Source organism: Brevibacillus sp. HB1.1, from assembly GCF_013332445.1.
Lineage (GTDB): Bacteria > Bacillota > Bacilli > Brevibacillales > Brevibacillaceae > Brevibacillus > Brevibacillus porteri.
Map to the genome: position 1 here is coordinate 227,851 of NZ_JABMIV010000007.1, position 17,901 is coordinate 245,751.

17 protein-coding genes are annotated in these 17,901 nt (G+C 48.6%); 15 read left to right on the top strand and 2 right to left on the bottom strand.

The genetic code is table 11. The features are described 5' to 3' along the window. Window positions 1–123 precede the first annotated feature (123 nt). The 5 genes from HPY27_RS19270 (at window position 124) to rplT (ending at window position 4,856) form a co-directional block, all read left to right on the top strand. The gene (locus HPY27_RS19270; protein ID WP_174225735.1) at window positions 124–2,178 is read left to right on the top strand and encodes a methyl-accepting chemotaxis protein; all 2,055 of its coding nucleotides are present in this window, start codon (window positions 124–126) and stop codon (window positions 2,176–2,178) included. Window positions 2,179–2,390: 212 nt separating this feature from the next. Further along, window positions 2,391–3,410, top strand: a complete 1,020-nt coding sequence (moaA, locus tag HPY27_RS19275; RefSeq protein ID WP_174225736.1) for a GTP 3',8-cyclase MoaA — start codon at window positions 2,391–2,393, stop codon at window positions 3,408–3,410. A gap of 263 nt (window positions 3,411–3,673) precedes the next feature. After that, window positions 3,674–4,177: a translation initiation factor IF-3 gene (gene infC, locus HPY27_RS19280; RefSeq protein ID WP_035291699.1), complete on the top strand. Its 504-nt coding sequence runs from the start codon at window positions 3,674–3,676 to the stop codon at window positions 4,175–4,177. 30 nt (window positions 4,178–4,207) lie between these two features. Continuing rightward, window positions 4,208–4,405, top strand: a complete 198-nt coding sequence (gene rpmI, locus HPY27_RS19285) for a 50S ribosomal protein L35 (RefSeq protein WP_017251031.1) — start codon at window positions 4,208–4,210, stop codon at window positions 4,403–4,405. Window positions 4,406–4,496: 91 nt separating this feature from the next. Next, window positions 4,497–4,856, top strand: a complete 360-nt coding sequence (gene rplT, locus HPY27_RS19290; protein WP_007728568.1) for a 50S ribosomal protein L20 — start codon at window positions 4,497–4,499, stop codon at window positions 4,854–4,856. 152 nt (window positions 4,857–5,008) lie between these two features. On the opposite strand, the gene HPY27_RS19295 is transcribed toward rplT, so the two are convergent. After that, on the bottom strand, window positions 5,009–5,695 hold the full coding sequence (locus HPY27_RS19295) for a helix-turn-helix transcriptional regulator (protein WP_017251032.1): 687 nt from the start codon (window positions 5,693–5,695) through the stop codon (window positions 5,009–5,011). Between the two features lie 192 nt (window positions 5,696–5,887). Here HPY27_RS19295 and HPY27_RS19300 point away from each other — a divergent pair, with 192 nt between their 5' ends. From HPY27_RS19300 to leuB, 10 genes are all read left to right on the top strand, one after another. Next, on the top strand, window positions 5,888–6,802 hold the full coding sequence (locus tag HPY27_RS19300) for a R2-like ligand-binding oxidase (protein ID WP_256436652.1): 915 nt from the start codon (window positions 5,888–5,890) through the stop codon (window positions 6,800–6,802). Between the two features lie 338 nt (window positions 6,803–7,140). After that, window positions 7,141–7,377 carry a hypothetical protein gene (locus HPY27_RS19305; protein WP_017251034.1) on the top strand — a complete coding sequence of 79 codons (237 nt, stop codon included), beginning with the start codon at window positions 7,141–7,143 and terminating at the stop codon, window positions 7,375–7,377. 162 nt (window positions 7,378–7,539) lie between these two features. Next, window positions 7,540–7,782: a hypothetical protein gene (locus HPY27_RS19310; protein ID WP_174225737.1), complete on the top strand. Its 243-nt coding sequence runs from the start codon at window positions 7,540–7,542 to the stop codon at window positions 7,780–7,782. A 184-nt stretch (window positions 7,783–7,966) separates the two neighbouring features. Further along, window positions 7,967–8,668: a phosphoadenylyl-sulfate reductase gene (locus HPY27_RS19315; protein ID WP_174225738.1), complete on the top strand. Its 702-nt coding sequence runs from the start codon at window positions 7,967–7,969 to the stop codon at window positions 8,666–8,668. Beyond that, window positions 8,650–9,789, top strand: coding sequence for a sulfate adenylyltransferase (gene sat / locus HPY27_RS19320; protein WP_017251038.1), 1,140 nt, complete (start codon window positions 8,650–8,652; stop codon window positions 9,787–9,789). The genes HPY27_RS19315 and sat overlap by 19 nt, the downstream gene beginning before the upstream one ends. A 597-nt stretch (window positions 9,790–10,386) precedes the next feature. Then, a complete protein-coding gene (ilvB, locus tag HPY27_RS19325) occupies window positions 10,387–12,123 on the top strand; it encodes a biosynthetic-type acetolactate synthase large subunit (protein ID WP_174225739.1) in 1,737 nt (578 codons plus the stop codon). Between the two features lies 1 nt (window position 12,124). Then, window positions 12,125–12,631, top strand: coding sequence for an acetolactate synthase small subunit (gene ilvN / locus HPY27_RS19330; RefSeq protein ID WP_017251040.1), 507 nt, complete (start codon window positions 12,125–12,127; stop codon window positions 12,629–12,631). A 56-nt stretch (window positions 12,632–12,687) separates the two neighbouring features. Continuing rightward, window positions 12,688–13,710: a ketol-acid reductoisomerase gene (gene ilvC, locus HPY27_RS19335; protein WP_007728552.1), complete on the top strand. Its 1,023-nt coding sequence runs from the start codon at window positions 12,688–12,690 to the stop codon at window positions 13,708–13,710. Between the two features lie 56 nt (window positions 13,711–13,766). Further along, a complete protein-coding gene (locus tag HPY27_RS19340) occupies window positions 13,767–15,305 on the top strand; it encodes a 2-isopropylmalate synthase (RefSeq protein WP_017251041.1) in 1,539 nt (512 codons plus the stop codon). Window positions 15,306–15,381: 76 nt separating this feature from the next. Further along, window positions 15,382–16,476, top strand: a complete 1,095-nt coding sequence (leuB, locus tag HPY27_RS19345; protein WP_174225740.1) for a 3-isopropylmalate dehydrogenase — start codon at window positions 15,382–15,384, stop codon at window positions 16,474–16,476. 70 nt (window positions 16,477–16,546) lie between these two features. Here the strand turns inward: leuB and HPY27_RS19350 are convergent, their stop codons facing one another. Continuing rightward, entirely contained in the window at window positions 16,547–17,893 is a 1,347-nt protein-coding gene (locus tag HPY27_RS19350) for a TrkH family potassium uptake protein (RefSeq protein WP_173622370.1), read from the bottom strand. Between the last annotated feature and the right edge of the window lie 8 nt (window positions 17,894–17,901).

The window sequence follows — 17,901 nt, forward strand, 5'->3', positions numbered from 1 at the left end:
AGTAGAGCCGCCCAGAAGTTTCGGGCGGCTTTTTTCATTATACGTTTACTTGGAAAAAAGAACGGGAAAAGGATGTAGGGTAATTATAGATATGGACATCAAGAAGAACTGCGGGGGATACGTATGCGGGTAAGCATCAAGCAAAGACTGATAGCAGCATTTCTTGCCATTATTTTAATCCCGATTGGAGTGATTAGCTCATTTGTCTATGTCAAAATGGAGGAGCGAATCCAGACTTATTTTATTGAATCCACGACAAAAGAAGTGGCTCAAGTAGACAATGCGATTAACTTGCATTTCGACTCGATTCGTGAAAACGTAAACCTGATAGCAGGCAGTCCCTTATTAAAAAGTGCAGATAACACCATTACGACGTATATGGACAAACCAACCAAAACCAAGCATACGCCACTGCAAAATGGCGGAGTAGAGGCGGCCATTTTTCAAGATTTCCTGCGATTCGTCGATTCTCATCCGAATACTGCATTTATTTATTTAGCGACCAAATACGGAGGATACATACAGTGGCCGACAGATGATGTCATTCCGAATTACGATCCGCGTACAAGAGATTGGTACAAAAACCCAATGGGGAATCCCGGAAAAGTGATCACGACAGATCCGTATCTCTATTTGGGCGATAACAGTCTCGTGATCAGTAACGTGACGATGCTTGCGGATGACAAGGGTGAACCACTGGGCGTTGTTGGACTGGATGTGAATTTAAAAGGGCTAACCGATATTTTGAAAGACATTAAGATCGGAAAAACGGGTTATCTCATGCTGGTTGGCAAAGACGGAACGATTTTGGCTAATCCCAAGAACCCCGAGCTCAATTCGAAGAACCTGAAAGATACGCAAATTCCTGAATTGGCTGCTATCGCAGAGAATACCGCAAGCAGCTTTTCGGTCACGATGAACGATACCGAGTATTTGGCTAACGTCTTTACTTCAGACAAAACTGGCTGGAAATATATTTCGTTTATTGAAAAAGCTGAGCTCTCTGCTGAAGCCAATCAAATCGGTTTCATCATCGGGGCATTGAGTCTTTTGTTTGCCTTATTAGCGGTTATCGCTTCCGTTCTTTTCTCGCACAAATTCACCAAGCCATTGCTTGCTATCGTTGACCAGATTGCGCAGATCGGACGTGGTGACTTTACCGGTGAATTGCCCAAAAACCTTTTGGAAAGAAAAGACGAAATCGGCATGCTTGGTCAGAGCATTCAGGTGATGCAAGTATCCATCCAAGGACTCATTCGGGAAGTCCAAAAAGCGGTTAACACCCTCTCTACTTCGTCAGACAACATATCGGTTCGCTTGGCAGACAATATAGACACTACGAACAAGATTTCTACCACGATACAGGAAGTAGCGAGCGGGGCGCAAAATCAGCTCAGAGGTGCGGAAGAATCCGCAAGAGCGATGGAAGAAATGTCGATCGGCATCCAACGCGTGGCGGAAACAACCTCCATCATCTCAGAATCATCTACATGTACGGCGGATGAAGCGCAGCTAGGAAACCAGTCCATCCAAAAAGCTATCCAGCAAATGGACTCCATCCGTGGCTCTGTGGAACATTCCGTATCCGTCGTCAAGCAATTGGGTGAGCGATCCAAAGAAATTGTGCAAATCATTGACGTGATTACAGGAATTGCTTCCCAAACGAATCTGCTTGCTCTCAATGCAGCCATCGAAGCTGCCCGTGCGGGAGAGCATGGACGAGGTTTTGCTGTCGTAGCAAATGAAGTAAGAAAACTCGCTGAACAATCGGATGAGTCTGCTCGGCAAATCGCCAACCTCATTCAGGAGATACAAACAGATACGACCATGGCGGTCAACTCGATGGATTCTGTCAATCAAGATGTTCAGGATGGATTGTCTACTGTACTGGAGTCAGGGGAAGCCTTCCGACGCATCTTACAAGAAATTCGACAAATAACGGATCAAATTCAGGAGGTATCTGCTGTCTCTGAGCAAATGTCTGCCGGATCGGAACAAGTAGCAGCATCTGTGGACGAGACTGCCCAAATTGCAAGGATTTCAGCGCACAATGCTGAAAATCTGGCTGCTTCCTCCAATGGTCAATTGGCCACTATGGAAGAGTTTGCCGTTTCATTTGAATCCTTGAATCAGATGGCTCGTGAACTGGAAAGAATGATCAGTAAGTTTAAAATATAAGAATGCATAACGGAAAGAGTACGAATGTCGGGAGGTATTCGTACTCTTTTTTTGCAAAAGTGGTCCCATTTATGACACAATGTGCTGTTTGCGTTTGAAAATTTGGCTATTTCGATTTATGATAATAGACTGGTACTAAGTCGAAATGCGATATGATAGTAATGATGAAGGGAAAAAGTCGTCCTATATAGATAAAAGGAGAGTGAACAGCTATGCCAGAAAAAGTGCTTGATTTACGGAACCGTCCTCTCCGAGATTTACGAATATCTGTCACCGATAAATGTAATTTTCGTTGTCGTTATTGCATGCCTGCCGAAATTTTTGGACCGGATTTTGAGTTTTTGCCGCAAAGCAAGTTGCTGACCTTTGAGGAAATTACCCGTTTGACCCAGATCTTTACTTCACTTGGGGTTGGGAAAATCCGCATTACCGGCGGAGAGCCATTAATGCGCAGAAATCTGCCTGAGTTGATTCGAATGATACGTGAAGTAGATGGCGTTCAAGATATTGCCATGACGACCAACGGTTCTCTCTTGTCCCGCCATGCGCAAGCACTAAAAGAAGCAGGTCTGGATCGGGTGACGGTCAGCCTGGATAGCTTGGATAATGAGCGCTTTGGGGTGTTGAACGGAAGAGGCTATCAGGTAGATGCCGTGCTGGAAGGGATTCGCGCAGCGGCAGATGCCGGGCTTTCGATCAAGATAAACATGGTGGTACAACGCGGAGTCAATGATCAAGATATTTTGCCGATGGCACGGTACTTCCGTGAGCAGGGGCACACCCTTCGATTTATTGAATTCATGGATGTGGGAAACAGTAACGGGTGGCGGCTGGATCAAGTCGTTCCTTCCCGTGAAATTGTGCGCATGATCCATACAGAGATGCCGTTGGTAGCGACTGAAGCGAACTACTATGGAGAGGTAGCTTCTCGCTATCGCTATGAGGGATCGGACCAGGAGATCGGGTTGATCTCATCGGTGACCCAAGCTTTTTGCTCCACTTGTACGCGAGCTCGCTTGTCGGCAGAAGGGAAATTGTACAACTGTCTCTTTGCTTCATCTGGAGATGATTTGCGCGAACCAGTCCGCGATGGACGCACGGATGAAGAGATTCGCGAGCTGATACGTGCAATCTGGGAGCGGCGTGACGTGCGCTACTCGGAGGAACGACTAAGTGAAACGCCTGGTCTCGCCCAGCGTGAAAAGGTCGAAATGTCCCATATCGGGGGATAATTAGGTATGAGCCTTGACAAAACCCAAGCTACCTTGTAATATAAATTGCGTGTATAAACACTTCATACTTCGAGAACAAGCAGAGGCGCCCAGCTTCTCACCTGGGTCGACGTCGTATACGACTGTTGACAGGTAACTCTTACGCAAAGATCCTCGGATCTGATGAAATTGCTTAGGTGAGATATGTGCGGGCGCAGAATGCGTTCGCACATTTTTGTTCCTTCTCGAAATTGACGGGGGTGGCAAGTATTAGCAAGGATCAAATGTTAATTAACGAAGCGATCCGTGCCCGTGAAGTCCGTTTAATCGGTGCTGACGGGAGCCAATTGGGAGTCGTACCTTTTAGGGAAGCATTGCGCATTGCCCAGGAAGCTGAATTGGATCTGGTAAACGTTGCTCCTACAGCCAAGCCGCCTGTATGCCGTATCATGGACTATGGAAAGTTCAAATACGAGCAGGCGAAAAAGGAAAAAGAAGCACGTAAAAACCAGAAGATCATCGAGCTGAAAGAAGTGCGTTTTTCTTCTAACATCGAGGAACACGATTTTCAAACAAAGCTTCGCAACGTCCGCAAGTTCTTGGAGGATCAACACAAGGTGAAGTGTACGATCCGTTTCCGTGGACGTGAAATCACCCACTCCGAAATTGGACTAGGCGTTATGGAACGTGTAGCTGCCCAGTGTGAAGATCTCGCTACGCCTGAGCGCAAGCCGAAGATCGAGGGCCGCAGCATGATCATGATTCTGGCTCCGAAAGCGGAAAAGTAAGATAGTAGTTTAGACAGGAGGATTTTTCAGATGCCTAAAATGAAAACCAACAAGGCTGCTGCGAAACGTTTCAAAAAGACTGGAAGCGGCCAATTGAAGCGCGACCGCGCATTTGGTAGCCACTTGTTCGCTAACAAAACGACTAAAGCAAAACGCCACCTGCGTAAAGCTGCACTCGTTTCCAAAGGCGATCAAAAACGCATTGAGCAAATGCTCACTTACCTGTAAGTTATTTTTTATTACACACCATTACGCAGCATGAGCTCCCTAAGCGCCTAGCAGTAGGCCGCCATGCTGGAAAGACCAGGAGGAGTTTAGTATGCCAAGAGTAAAAGGTGGCATTGTTACACGCCGTCGTCATAAGAAAATCCTGAAGCTGGCGAAAGGATACTTCGGTTCCAAACATCGCCTGTTTAAATCCGCTAATGCGCAGGTAATGAAATCCCTGCTGTATGCATACCGTGACCGTCGTCAAAAGAAACGTGATTTCCGCAAACTGTGGATCACTCGTATCAACGCGCAAGCTCGCATGAACGGTCTGTCCTACAGCCGTTTGATGCACGGCCTGAAAGTTGCTGGCATCGAAGTTAACCGCAAAATGCTGGCTGACTTGGCTGTTAACGACAAAGCTGCGTTCAACGAACTGGCAACAGTTGCAAAAAGCAAACTGAACGCTTAATTTTTGAATAGAAGAGCCGATCTTTCCGATTGAGGGAAGGGCGGCTTTTTTGTTGTGGTCTAGATGGTGGTAGAAATCAGAACGTAGATAGGGAAATTTGAGTCAAAGAAAAAACAACCGAAAACACATTCGGTTGTTTTTTCTATTTTTATTCAACAAATGATTCGCTGTCGAATGGCGTCCGCCACACCTTGTGCGCGATTTTGCACACCGAGCTTTTTTAAGGCGGACTTGATGTAATCCTGCACGGTAAACTCACTAATTCCCATCCAGTCCGCCATCTCCTTAACGCTTTCGCCCCATGAAATCCGCTGCATGACTTCGACTTCTCGGCGTGAGAGCTTGACGGTTTTAGGGCGATGGGAGTCGGTTGCCAATACTTTGCCCAGCATCAGACAGTATGCGCTCAAAGATTGTACCAATTGTTGGTTGATGCCAGAACAGCCATCCTGATGCCAGGAGATACCGGCGTAGCCGAGTACGTTAGGCCCGTAGCTGATAGGGAGAATGAGCGCATAAGGGGCGCCGTACACTAAATTGGGCGGGAATTGACGGATCGCCTCAGAATCAAGCAGTACGGCTCTCTGTTCACGGATCGCATGCTGGATAAGGGGCATGTTGCGCATGTCCACCCGTATATCGCGGATGGAGCATAACTCTTGGTCAAGGATCGACCATAGTCCCTCACCCATTTGACTGAGTGTCGAGTAATTGCACAGAATGGCTCCCATGAAAGGAAAGAGATCCACGAAGCCACGTACAGCAAGCACCAGTTTCTCCTCGTAAAATGCCGTTTCTTCGATTCGATCGATGTACATGTTCAGCTCTGGACTGACCATGGAGTGATTGCCACCTCCATTTGAGTGATGAACACCCCCTGATTTTTGGGGATATGAACGACCGTTCAGCCTGACCTATAATCAACCTATAGCGCCTTCATTTTATCAAATGGCTGATCTGAGCGTAAAGAATGGAATTGGTATAAATTAACAATATCATGACTTCTTTCATTCATTCGAAATAGAAGGCGTATGAGAAAAAAGAAAGGTTGGATGGGGATGAGGAATGGTTTTGTTTCGACCAGCCAAAAAGGATTGAATCAGGAGCTGCTACCGTACCAATTGTATCAAAAAGCGAAGAGATACGGCATTTGGAACCCGCAGGACATTGATTTTACGCAAGACCGCGAAGATTACGCGAATATGAATCTGGAGCAGAAGGAAGAAACTTTGGGACGGATTGCTGGTTTTCTGGGTGGGGAAGAGGCAGTCACCCTTGACCTTTTGCCTTTGATCATGGTTATTGCCGAGGAAGGGCGATTGGAGGAAGAAATGTATTTGACGACCTTCCTCTTTGAAGAGGCCAAGCACACAGAGTTTTTCCGGTTGGTTCTCGACAACATCGGTGAGTCAGGAGACTTGCATCATTTTCACGATGATGTGTACAAGCGAATATTCCATGAGATCTTGCCAAATGCCCTCAATCGTCTGCTGACAGATAAATCCCCAGAAGCCATCGCAGAGGCTTCTACTGTCTACAACATGTTTGTGGAAGGCGTGCTCGCAGAGACAGGCTACTATGCGTTTTACGAAGCACTCAGCAAAACGGGGCTCATGCCTGGTTTAATGCAAGGAATTGGGTATTTGAAGACAGACGAATCGCGGCACATTAGCTACGGAACATTTCTGCTGCAGCGATTGATCTGTGAGCATCCCCATATTTACGATGTCATTGCCAAAAAGATGGATGAGCTGGCTCCAATGGCAAGTCATCTGTACGACTGGATGGATGACCTACAAGGGGTGAGTGCATTCGGAGTGAAGGTCGCTGATTTGCAACAGTTTGCGAAAAAGCAATTGAGTGTACGCATGGAGGTACTTGCCCGAGCAAAAGGGCAGACGATGGAAGAACTGTATAAGCATACAAGAACAATGATCGATGTGTAAGAAAAAAGCGATCGAACGTATTCGACGGCGAAAGCATCCACAACGGGTGCTTTTTTTCATGCCTATAGATCCACTTTGACTTGGATTGGGGCATCGATAAATGGTTGACCAACAACTTCGAAAGTGGTTGTCTGTATTGACGGTTGGTTCTGAGGCTGCCCGAACTCGGCTTATTCGTTTTGAGGCGAGTCGTTGCTTACAGAACTGGGCCCTGGTCCTAAAGCAGAATCCGCCCGAGGTCTGAGCAAAAAACAACCTCCCGTCCGTGTTATATAGCTTGGCTGATCCCTTAAAATAAGGCCATAAGAGGAAAACATTGGATAGGGAGAGAGATCAAAATGAGAAAACAAAAGTGGATGATGATGGGAATTACAGCAGTTGTTTGTTCAGCGATGTTCGTGCCAGGGGCGTTTGCCAAAGACAAAGATGACTCATATTCCGTGACGTCTTCTATCTTCGCGCCTGGTCCGTACTCGGCTCCAGTGGTCCAGAAAACAGATGCGGTAGCAGGCAAGCAAACAGCAGGAAGTGCGTTTACTTTCGCTCCAATTGTAAACGAAAAAGAAGAAAACTAATGGGCTTTAAGCATCCGTACAGGATGCTTTTTGTTTGGAATAAAATGGATGTAATCCTCAAGTCTGAGAAAAAAACAATCTTTCGTCCGTGTCGAGCAGACTCCCCAATGCCATACAATAAAAAGCGTTACAGGAAAACATTGGATAGGGAGAGAGACATAGATGAGAAAACAAAAATGGATGATGATGGGTGTAACAGCGATAGTCTGTTCAGCGATGTTCGTGCCAGGAGCGTTTGCGAAAGACAAGGATGATTCTTACTCGGTGCCGCCTTCCTTCGTAAGCCCTGGTTCATATGCGATACCAACCGTTCAAACGGTTCAAGTAACCGATGCCAAAAAGACGCAACAAATCGGCCCTGCGTTTATTTTCGCCCCGGCTGTAAACGAAAAAGATGAAAAATAAAGCAGCAGAAAGCTGTCAGACCCTGTCTGGCGGCTTTTTTTCTGTGAAAAACGCCTCGACGTTTTTCATAAAAGTGGATGTGACCGTTTGGTTTGGGCGAGTTGGATATAGGTGGACGATGCGCCACTTCCAGTCACTAGGCATATGATGGTGGGTGAATCCTAGCAAGAGAGGAGTTTCGCTGATGAGCAATCGCCAGAAAATGGCGGATGAGGAAATACAGGAATGGGCAAGCCGACTGGAAGGTCAAGCGCCGCAGGACGTGCTTGTGAACGCAGTGGAAAACTATGCAGCCAGTCTAATCCTAGCTGCCAGCTTTGGCGCTGAAGATGTCATTTTAATCGACATGCTGCACAAATTAGCTCCCACTATTCCTGTATTTTACCTCGATACCAACATTCATTTTGCTGAAACGTATGATACGCGTGACAAGCTGCAAGCCAGATACGGCACGACATTTATTCAAGTGCAGCCACAGTTGACGTTAGCCGAGCAGGCAGAAAAACACGGAGACAAACTGTGGGAGAGGGAACCGAATCTTTGCTGCGAGATTCGGAAGGTAGAGCCGTTAAAGCGCGTCCTGTCCAACTATCAGGCGTGGATTACGGGCATTCGCCGCGAGCAATCACCTACCCGAGCAAATACCAAAAAAGTGGAGTGGGACGAAAAATTCAACCTGGTTAAATTCAATCCGCTAGCAGATTGGACGGAGGCCCAGGTGTGGGAATATATCCATGCGCATGATGTCCCTTACAATCCATTGCACGACCGAAACTATCCAAGCATTGGCTGCCGAGTATGCACGCGCGCTGTCATGCCTGGCCAAGATTCTCGGTCGGGACGGTGGGCTGGCTTCGAAAAGACCGAATGCGGTCTGCACAAATGAACAGTGCAGGAGGGAAAGATGTGAAGCAAACCATCTTGCCGCACGGGATCAAAAAGGCCATTATCGTGGACAAATGGACCCTGTCGGACATCGAATGTCTTGCTATCGGAGCATTTTCGCCGCTGGCTGGATTCATGGAAGAGGCGGATTACCACACGGTCGTGGAAACGATGCGTCTAGCCAATGGAACGGTTTGGCCGTTGCCAGTGACATTGGCTGTCGATGCAGATGAGCACGACGATCTTGTACCCGGGGACAGTATTCTGTTACGTGGGGAAGATGGAGTGGACTATGCGATTTTGCAGGTGAAAAGCTGCTTTGTGCCAGATAAAATGCGTGAGGCAGAGCTCGTTTTTCGCACGGTGGATCTCGCTCACCCTGGTGTGAAAAAGCTGTTTGAAAAGCCAAACCTATACGTGGGTGGGCCTGTAGAAATACTGCAAAAGCCTAAGCCTGAGCGCTTCTCTGATTTGTATTTGACGCCGGCAGAAACGAGAGAAAGATTTCGAGAAAATGGCTGGCAAACGGTGGTTGGTTTCCAAACGCGCAATCCCGTTCACCGGGCGCATGAATATATTCAAAAGGCGGCATTAGAGATTGTCGATGGTCTTTTTCTCAACCCATTGATGGGGGAAACGAAATCAGACGATGTTCCTGCACAAGTACGAATGAAAAGCTATCTCGCCCTTCTCGAAAATTACTATCCGCACAACCGTGTATTGCTCGGCGCTTTTCCGGCTGCCATGCGATATGCAGGTCCGCGTGAAGCGGTCTTCCACGCATTGGTACGAAAAAATTACGGTTGTACACACTTTATCGTCGGCCGCGATCACGCAGGGGTAGGTGATTACTACGGCACGTATGATGCGCAACACATCTTTTCCGAGTTTGTCCCAGGTGAGCTCGGTATCCAGCTGCTCTTTTTTGAGCACAGCTTTTACTGCAAGGCATGCCAAGGGATGGCAACGACCAAAACGTGCCCGCATGACAAAGAATCTCATATGACCTTATCGGGAACAAAAGTGAGGGAAATGTTGAGAAACGGGATCACGCCACCTCTGGAATTTACACGTCCGGAAGTCGCAACGATTTTGATAGAGGGATTGAAATCCCCGCAATAAAACGGAACCGAAAAAGCAGGAGAGGGACGGCAATGCCGTTCTTTTTCCGATGCAAAAACAGGACGAGTTTTCTTTTTCTTGTATCCGCTTTCACGCAAAAACCGCGCTGTAAAGCCATTTCCAACTGAGCATTCGTTCGGACGAAAGTCCAGTAAAATCTTTTTGTTTTCGTTGACACCCCCTAGGTGCCTAGCTATAATCAGACGTAACACTTTATTCTGACAACAACAATATTGAAAATATTGTTTTAATAGTAGGCCATGACGAGGATGGTGCGCGTTACCCCTTTTACAGAGAGCCCTGATGCTGAGAAACGGGTATAGGGTATGTCGCATTGCTCACCTCTGAGCCGTTTTGCTGAAACTTGCCTTGCAGGTAGTAGGCCAAACCGCTTAACACCCGTTAACGTGTTACAGTCCACATTTGCTGTGACTGGCTGAGATCGGCTGACCGTGAGGCGCCGATAAAGTTGGGTGGTACCGCGAACCCTTTCGCCCCAAAAGACATGGAAATAAAACCGTGTCGGGGCGAAAGGGTTTTTCTATGTGTCTATAGTTATTTTCAATACCTGTTGAGAATTGGGAGGAGGAGAGGTCAATGAGTGTTGAAATGGCCGAATTGCAGAAAAAGAACGGCATTCCACCGATTCAGTTCGGGGAAGAAGTGACAGGAGCAGAAACGCTGCTGCGCTGTTTGATCCTGGAGCAGGTCGAATACATTTTCGGCTATCCAGGCGGGGCGGTTCTCCCCATTTATGACTCCCTGTACGGGAGCTACTTCAAGCACATTTTGACTCGCCACGAGCAAGGCGCTATCCACGCTGCTGATGGATATGCCCGAGCGACAGGCAAACCGGGTGTATGTATCGCTACGTCCGGTCCGGGAGCAACGAACCTCGTAACGGGGATTGCAACCGCTCAGATGGACTCGGTTCCGCTGGTCTGCATCACAGGTAACGTGGCACAGTCGCTGATTGGTACCGACGCGTTCCAAGAAGCGAATATTACGGGAATTACCATCCCGATTACCAAGCACAGCTACTTTGTCCGCGACATTCGCGATCTTCCACGGATGGTGAAGGAAGCTTTCCACATCGCGACAACCGGTCGTCCGGGCCCAGTATTGATCGACATTCCTAAAGACGTCGCCAATGCGAAGGCACCATTTACCTACCCGGATCAAGTGGAGATTCGCGGCTACCGCGCTTCACTCGTACCAAGCGACGAAGAAGTACAAGAGTTTGTCAAAGCCGTTAGCGAAGCGAAGCGTCCAGTCATTTTGGCGGGTGGGGGAATCATTGCAGCTCAAGCAGAGAAAGAATTGCGCGACTTTGCAGAAAAAACACGCATCCCGGTGATCAACACCTTCATGGGATTGGGTGGTTTCCCTGGAACACACGAGTTGTCGCTGGCAATGCCAGGTATGCACGGAAATTACACAGCGAACCAAGCGCTCTTGAATGCGGATTGTGTGATTGGTCTGGGAGCACGCTTTGATGATCGGATCACGATGGGACGCACGAAGGAGTTCGCACCAAAAGCACGCATCGTACATGTCGACATCGATCCAGCAGAGCTGGGGAAAAACGTTGAGACAGCCGTCACAGTAGCGGGCGACGTGAAGAGCACGCTGGAAAAAGCAATTCCGCTCGCAAAAGCTTGTGATTCGGAAGCGTGGATCAGCCAGTTGAAAGAGTGGCGAGAACAATATCCGTACAAGTACAAAAAAGATGGCGACGTATTGAAGCCACAAGCAGTCATTGAACTCTTGTACAACTCCACAGATGGGGAAGCGATCGTCACAACAGACGTTGGACAACACCAGATGTGGACAGCTCAATACTATAAGTTCAAGCACCCGCGCTCCTTTATTTCTTCCGGTGGTCTCGGCACGATGGGCTTTGGCTTTCCGGCAGCAATTGGCGCACAGATCGCTCACCCGGATCGCACGGTAATCTCCGTCGTTGGGGATGGCGGATTCCAGATGACCAACCAGGAGCTGGCAATCGTCTCCCAATACAACATTCCGGTCAAAGTAGCGATTGTAAACAACCAGTGCTTGGGAATGGTTCGTCAATGGCAGGAGCTCTTCTACGATAATCGCTACAGCCAAATCGATCTGACCTGCAGCCCAGATTTTGTCAAGCTGGCGGAAGCATATGGCGTAAAAGGCTTGCGAGCAAGCACGCCGGAAGAAGCCGAAGCAGTTTGGGCAGAAGCGCTTGCGCATGATGGACCAGTCGTGGTGGACTTCCGCGTTGCACAGGAAGAAAACGTATATCCGATGGTTGCATCAGGCAACACACTAGATCAGATGGAATTGGGGGACGATTAGGATGCAGCGACATACCATTTCCGTACTCGTCAACGACCAACCAGGCGTTTTGACCAGAGTGGCGACACTGTTCGGCCAGCGTGGCTTCAACATCGACAGCATTACGGTGGGAGGCACGGAAGAACAGGGGCTGTCCCGGATGATCATTACAACCGGAGGAGATGACCGCCAAATCAATCAGCTCATGAAGCAATTGCACAAGCTGATCGATGTCATCTCCGTCACGAATCTCAGTGAGAACCCTTTTGTATCACGGGAACTGGCGCTGATTAAAGTGACGGCATCGCCTAGCCAGCTGGCAGAGTTAAACGGAATTGTCGAGCCGTTCCGTGCCGCGATCGTTGATGTGGGTCCTAGCTCACTGATCGTGCAAGTAACGGGTGACACCGAAAAGATTGATGCGCTGCTCGTTCTATTACAAAGCTACGGCGTTATTGAACTGACAAGAACGGGTTCAGTAGCGATGGCGCGCAGTATTGTTCCAGCAACAGCCGCAGCAACGGTTTAAATTGCCAAATTTCAGAATAAAAATTCAAACTAAACATTTTTAGGGAGGCTATACAAATGGTAAAAATGTATTATGAAGCAGACGTAAAACAAGAGGTACTGCGTGGAAAAACAATTGCAATCATCGGCTACGGTAGCCAAGGTCATGCACAAGCACAAAACCTGCGCGACAGCGGTTATAAAGTAGTTGTTGGTCTTCGTCCAGGTAAATCTTGGGATGTAGCAGCAAAAGACGGTTTTGAAGTTTTGACTGTAGCAGAAGCAACCAAACGCGCTGACGTGGTTCAAATCCTGATGCCAGATGAGCGTCAAGCACAAGTATACCGCGACGAGATCGCGCCAAACCTGAAATCCGGCGCTGCCCTGTGCTTCTCTCACGGATTCAACATCCACTACGCGCAAATCGTGCCACCAGCTGATGTCGACGTAATCATGGCAGCTCCAAAAAGCCCGGGTCACCTCGTTCGCCGCGTATACCAAGAAGGCTTTGGCGTACCTGGTCTGATCGCGATCTACCAAGATGCTACTGGCAATGCGAAGGACCTTGCACTCGCCTATTCCAGCGGTATCGGTTGCACAAAAGCAGGCGTAATCGAAACATCTTTCCGTGAAGAGACAGAAACAGACCTGTTCGGTGAGCAAGCAGTATTGTGCGGTGGCGCAAGTGAGCTGGTAAAAGCAGGCTTCGATACATTGGTGGAAGCAGGTTATGCTCCTGAGATCGCCTACTTCGAGTGCTTGCATGAGCTGAAGCTGATCGTTGACCTGATGTACGAGGGTGGTTTGGCTCGTATGCGCTACTCCATCAGTGACACTGCTGAGTACGGTGACTACAGCACAGGTCGTCGCATCATCACAGATGAAACTCGCAAAGAAATGAAAAAAGTACTGGCTGAAATCCAAGACGGTACATTCGCTCGCAATTGGATCTTGGAAAACCAAGCAAACCGTCCTGGCTTCACTTCCCGTCGTCGTCTGGAATCCGAGCATGGCATCGAGGTAGTAGGAGAGCAGCTGCGTGGCATGATGTCTTGGATCAACAAAGACACGAAAAAAGAAGAAGCGAAAATCGGCCAATAATTGCCGTATACAAAATCTATATATAATGTAGGGAAAAATGTGGAGGTGAAAAGTTCATGCGGACCATTGAGATTTTTGATACGACACTGCGTGATGGGGAGCAGTCTCCGGGCGTCAATATTAGCACGAACGAAAAGGTGGAGATCGCCCTTCAACTCGAGAAGCTGGGCGTAAACAGAATTGAGGCGGGCTTCGCTGCTGCCTCCCCTGGTGACCAAAAGTCTGTGGCCGAAGTTGCAAAACGGGTGAAGAATGCAACCGTCGTCAGTCTGGCTCGTGCCGTAAAAGACGACATGGATAAGGCATACGAAGCGCTTCGCAACGCACAAAACGCTTCCCTCCACGTCTTTCTCGCAACATCTCCGATTCACCGTCAGTTCAAGCTGAACATGAGCAAGGAAGAAGTCCTTGCTCGGGCGGTGGAGGCAGTTACTTATGCGAAAAAGTACTTTACGGAAGTTCAGTTTTCCGCAGAGGATGCGGCGCGTACCGAGATCGACTTTTTGGCAGAGGTTGTAGAGGCGGTCATCAAGGCAGGGGCTACTACGGTAAATATTCCAGATACGGTTGGCTACATGACGCCGTATCAGTACGGAAACATTTTCCGTGAGCTGAAAAAACGCGTGCCTTCTACCGATCTGATTCGTCTGAGCTGCCATTGCCACGATGACCTCGGGATGGCAGTCGCCAACAGTCTCGCTGCAGTCGAGGGTGGAGCTACGCAGGTCGAGGGCACCATCAATGGAATCGGAGAGCGCGCTGGAAATGCTGCTCTGGAAGAAGTGGCGCTTGCATTGGAGACGCGCAAGGATTACTACCAGGCGACGACCAAGCTGAATTTGAAAGAAATCGCACGGACCAGCCAGCTAGTGAGCCGTTTGACAGGGATGATCGTGCCAGGGAATAAAGCAGTCGTGGGGGCAAATGCTTTTGCGCACGAGTCCGGTATTCACCAGGATGGTGTGTTAAAAGAAGTCACCACGTACGAAATTATCCGTCCGGAATCGGTCGGCTTCAAGTCAAACAAACTGGTTCTTGGCAAGCACTCTGGGCGTCATGCTTTCAAGGAAAAGCTGGTTGATCTGGGCTATCACTTGGAGCAAGAAGAGGTAAATGTAGCGTTTGCAGCGTTCAAAGTATTGTGCGACAAGAAGAAAGAAATCACGGATGACGACATTCTCGCTCTGGTAGACTCCAAAATGGTTCGCGGACCAGAAGCATTCCAGCTGGAATCCGTACAGCTCGCTTACGGCAACATTTCCGTTCCGACAGCGAGTGTGCGACTGGTTCGTGCCGACGGATCAGTATGCGAAGAAGCCGCATGTGGAAATGGATCGGTTGATTCCATCTACAAAGCGATTGACCGCGCTACTGGAGAAGAAGTCTCCCTCGTCGATTACAAAATCCTTTCTGTTACTCACGGACAAGATGCGCTGGGTGAGGTGTTCGTTCGTCTACAGCAAGGCGATCTGATCGTTACCGGCCGCGGCGTGAGCACAGATGTGCTAGAAGCGAGCGCGATCGCCTACGTACGGGCAGTGAACAAGATCATGGAGCGTCGTGGCGAACCTACGCCCGTCAGTGCAACGATATAAAGATAGGTCAAATGTGGATAGGATCATAGGAACCAGCAGCGTTCGGAAACCATTACGTATAGAAAAGGGATAAACGATGAAGAAAAACTATCGCATCGCCGTTCTTCCTGGAGACGGTATTGGACCAGAAATCATGCAGGAAGCGGTCAAAGTCCTTACACTCGTAGGGGAACTTGAAGGAGTCACTTTTACATGTGAAGAAGGCCGGATCGGTGGTATCGCAATCGATACGGATGGAACACCGTTGCCAGAAGAAACGGTAACGCTGGCTAAGCAAGCGGATGCTGTGCTCTTAGGAGCTGTTGGCGGACCGAAGTGGGACCAGAATCCTGGGAATCTTCGCCCAGAAACAGGGCTGCTCGGTATTCGCAAAGCACTCGGTTTGTTTGCGAACATTCGCCCAGCTACCATGCACAGCTCTCTGGTCGATGCTTCCTCCCTCAAACCAGAAGTCGTTTCTGGCGTTGACTTGATCGTTGTACGTGAACTGACCGGGGGGATTTATTTCGGTGAGAAAAAACGCTATGACGGTCCAAACGGTGAAGTCGCAGAAGATCAGTGCATCTATCATGAAGCAGAAGTCGAGCGAATCATTCGAGTCGGTTTCGACATTGCGCGCAAACGCCAAAAGCGTCTCGTATCTGTAGATAAGGCGAACGTCCTCGAAAGCTCCCGCCTCTGGCGCAAGGTAGCCGAGCGAGTAGCGGCGGACTATCCAGATGTAGAGCTGTCTCACCAGTTGGTAGACTCCTGCGCGATGCAACTCGTACGTGAACCAAAGCAGTTTGACGTCATCGTGACGGAAAACATGTTCGGCGACATCTTGAGCGATCAGGCAGCGATGCTGACGGGTTCGATTGGGATGCTGTCCTCGGCGAGTTTGGCAGCAGGCAGTTTTGGCCTGTATGAACCGGTTCATGGCTCTGCCCCTGACATTGCTGGAAAAGGCATTGCCAATCCGCTGGCAACCATTTTGTCCGTAGCGATGATGCTTCGTCTCTCGCTCGGTATGGATGAAGCGGCAGCAGCAGTGGAAAACGCAGTTTGGTCCGTACTGGAAGCAGGACATCGCACTGGCGATATCGCGGCAGACAGAAGCAAAGCGATTGGTACAATCGAGATGGGCCAACTGGTTCGCGACGAGCTGTCCACACAGTGGCAAAAACAATAAATCATACAAAACGAAACCCTGCCAAAGTCCTTCGGGTGCTTTGGCAGGGTTTTCTCCATTTTTATACGGTTTATCCGATCGTGATCTTCCCTTTCGGATAGCGGAAGTATTCCTTTTGTTTGCGCTGTGCGAGGGCAAAGGCAATCGTGAGTGGTCCCACCCGACCAGCAAACATCGTCAATACGATCAGCGTTTTTCCGATCGGAGTCAGATGAGGGGTCAGCCCCATGGATAGTCCAGTCGTAGCAAACGCGGAAGTGACCTCGAACAGGATCATTTCGAATCGGGCGGTTGTCTCCGTAATCGAGAGCACCATCGTCATGACAAGTACAATGGACAGAGCGATCATGGTCAGCGTCAGTGATTTGTAGACCATGTGAGGCAGGATGCGTTGGCGGAAGAAAATGACATCTTCCTTTCCTTTAATTTGGGCGATAACAGCACCAAGCAGTGTGGCAAAGGTTGTCGTCTTGATTCCGCCTCCCGTTGAGCCCGGAGATGCACCGATGAACATCAGGATAATAATGAGGAAAAGTGAAGACTGATACATATCCCCGATATTCAATGTGTTCGAACCTGCCGTACGAGGTGTAACTGACTGATAAAAGGAGCCAAGCACTTTGCCCATCATGGAAAGGGGCTGCAAGGTCTTCGGATTGTTGTACTCCAAAATGAAGATAAGCACGGTCCCAGCCGTAATCAAGAGACCGGTTGTTGCCAATACCACTTTCGTATGTAAAGACAGGCGACGGGTTTGACGATAATCGTATAACTCACTCACAACAATGAAACCAATACCACCAAGAATGATCATCAAACAGACGACGAGATTGACGAGCAGATCATCTACATAAGCTGTTAAGCTGGCGAAATCGCCCATCAGGTCAAATCCAGCGTTATTAAAATTAGAAATCGCATGGAAAAAGCCGAAGTAGATCGCCTTTGACAGAGGAAAGTCAAAGGCAAAACGAATAGAGAGAAGCACTCCACCTATAAACTCAGTGACGGCAGTAAAAATCAAAATCATTTTAGCTAAACGTACGACCCCTTCTATCGATATCTGATTCAGTGATTCTTGAAGGATGAGCCGTTCACGCAATGAGATTTTTTTACGCATAATCAGTGCGAAAAAGGTAGCGAATGTCATAAAGCCAAGTCCGCCAATTTGAATGAGCGACAAAATGACGAGCTGACCAAAGGTAGTGAAGGTCGTTCCAGTATCGACGACAACTAAGCCTGTTACGCACGTAGCAGAGGTGGCCGTAAACAGAGCATCAAGCCAATACAGGCCAAGTCCATCAACGGTAGAGACCGGGAGTGTCAAAAGCAGCGTACCCAGGAAAATAATCAAGGCAAACCCAAGTACAAGCGTTTTTGGTGGATCAAGGTGAAGCTTTTCTACGATTTTTTTAATCATAGCAGGTT

Coding starts and splice junctions, on each gene's coding strand:
- HPY27_RS19270 (WP_174225735.1), top strand. CDS start 124: ATGCGGGTAAGCATCAAGCAAAGACTGATAGCAGCATTTCTTGCCATT.
- moaA (WP_174225736.1), top strand. CDS start 2,391: ATGCCAGAAAAAGTGCTTGATTTACGGAACCGTCCTCTCCGAGATTTA.
- infC (WP_035291699.1), top strand. CDS start 3,674: ATGTTAATTAACGAAGCGATCCGTGCCCGTGAAGTCCGTTTAATCGGT.
- rpmI (WP_017251031.1), top strand. CDS start 4,208: ATGCCTAAAATGAAAACCAACAAGGCTGCTGCGAAACGTTTCAAAAAG.
- rplT (WP_007728568.1), top strand. CDS start 4,497: ATGCCAAGAGTAAAAGGTGGCATTGTTACACGCCGTCGTCATAAGAAA.
- HPY27_RS19295 (WP_017251032.1), bottom strand. CDS start 5,695: ATGGTCAGTCCAGAGCTGAACATGTACATCGATCGAATCGAAGAAACG.
- HPY27_RS19300 (WP_256436652.1), top strand. CDS start 5,888: ATGAGAAAAAAGAAAGGTTGGATGGGGATGAGGAATGGTTTTGTTTCG.
- HPY27_RS19305 (WP_017251034.1), top strand. CDS start 7,141: ATGAGAAAACAAAAGTGGATGATGATGGGAATTACAGCAGTTGTTTGT.
- HPY27_RS19310 (WP_174225737.1), top strand. CDS start 7,540: ATGAGAAAACAAAAATGGATGATGATGGGTGTAACAGCGATAGTCTGT.
- HPY27_RS19315 (WP_174225738.1), top strand. CDS start 7,967: ATGAGCAATCGCCAGAAAATGGCGGATGAGGAAATACAGGAATGGGCA.
- sat (WP_017251038.1), top strand. CDS start 8,650: ATGCGGTCTGCACAAATGAACAGTGCAGGAGGGAAAGATGTGAAGCAA.
- ilvB (WP_174225739.1), top strand. CDS start 10,387: ATGAGTGTTGAAATGGCCGAATTGCAGAAAAAGAACGGCATTCCACCG.
- ilvN (WP_017251040.1), top strand. CDS start 12,125: ATGCAGCGACATACCATTTCCGTACTCGTCAACGACCAACCAGGCGTT.
- ilvC (WP_007728552.1), top strand. CDS start 12,688: ATGGTAAAAATGTATTATGAAGCAGACGTAAAACAAGAGGTACTGCGT.
- HPY27_RS19340 (WP_017251041.1), top strand. CDS start 13,767: ATGCGGACCATTGAGATTTTTGATACGACACTGCGTGATGGGGAGCAG.
- leuB (WP_174225740.1), top strand. CDS start 15,382: ATGAAGAAAAACTATCGCATCGCCGTTCTTCCTGGAGACGGTATTGGA.
- HPY27_RS19350 (WP_173622370.1), bottom strand. CDS start 17,893: ATGATTAAAAAAATCGTAGAAAAGCTTCACCTTGATCCACCAAAAACG.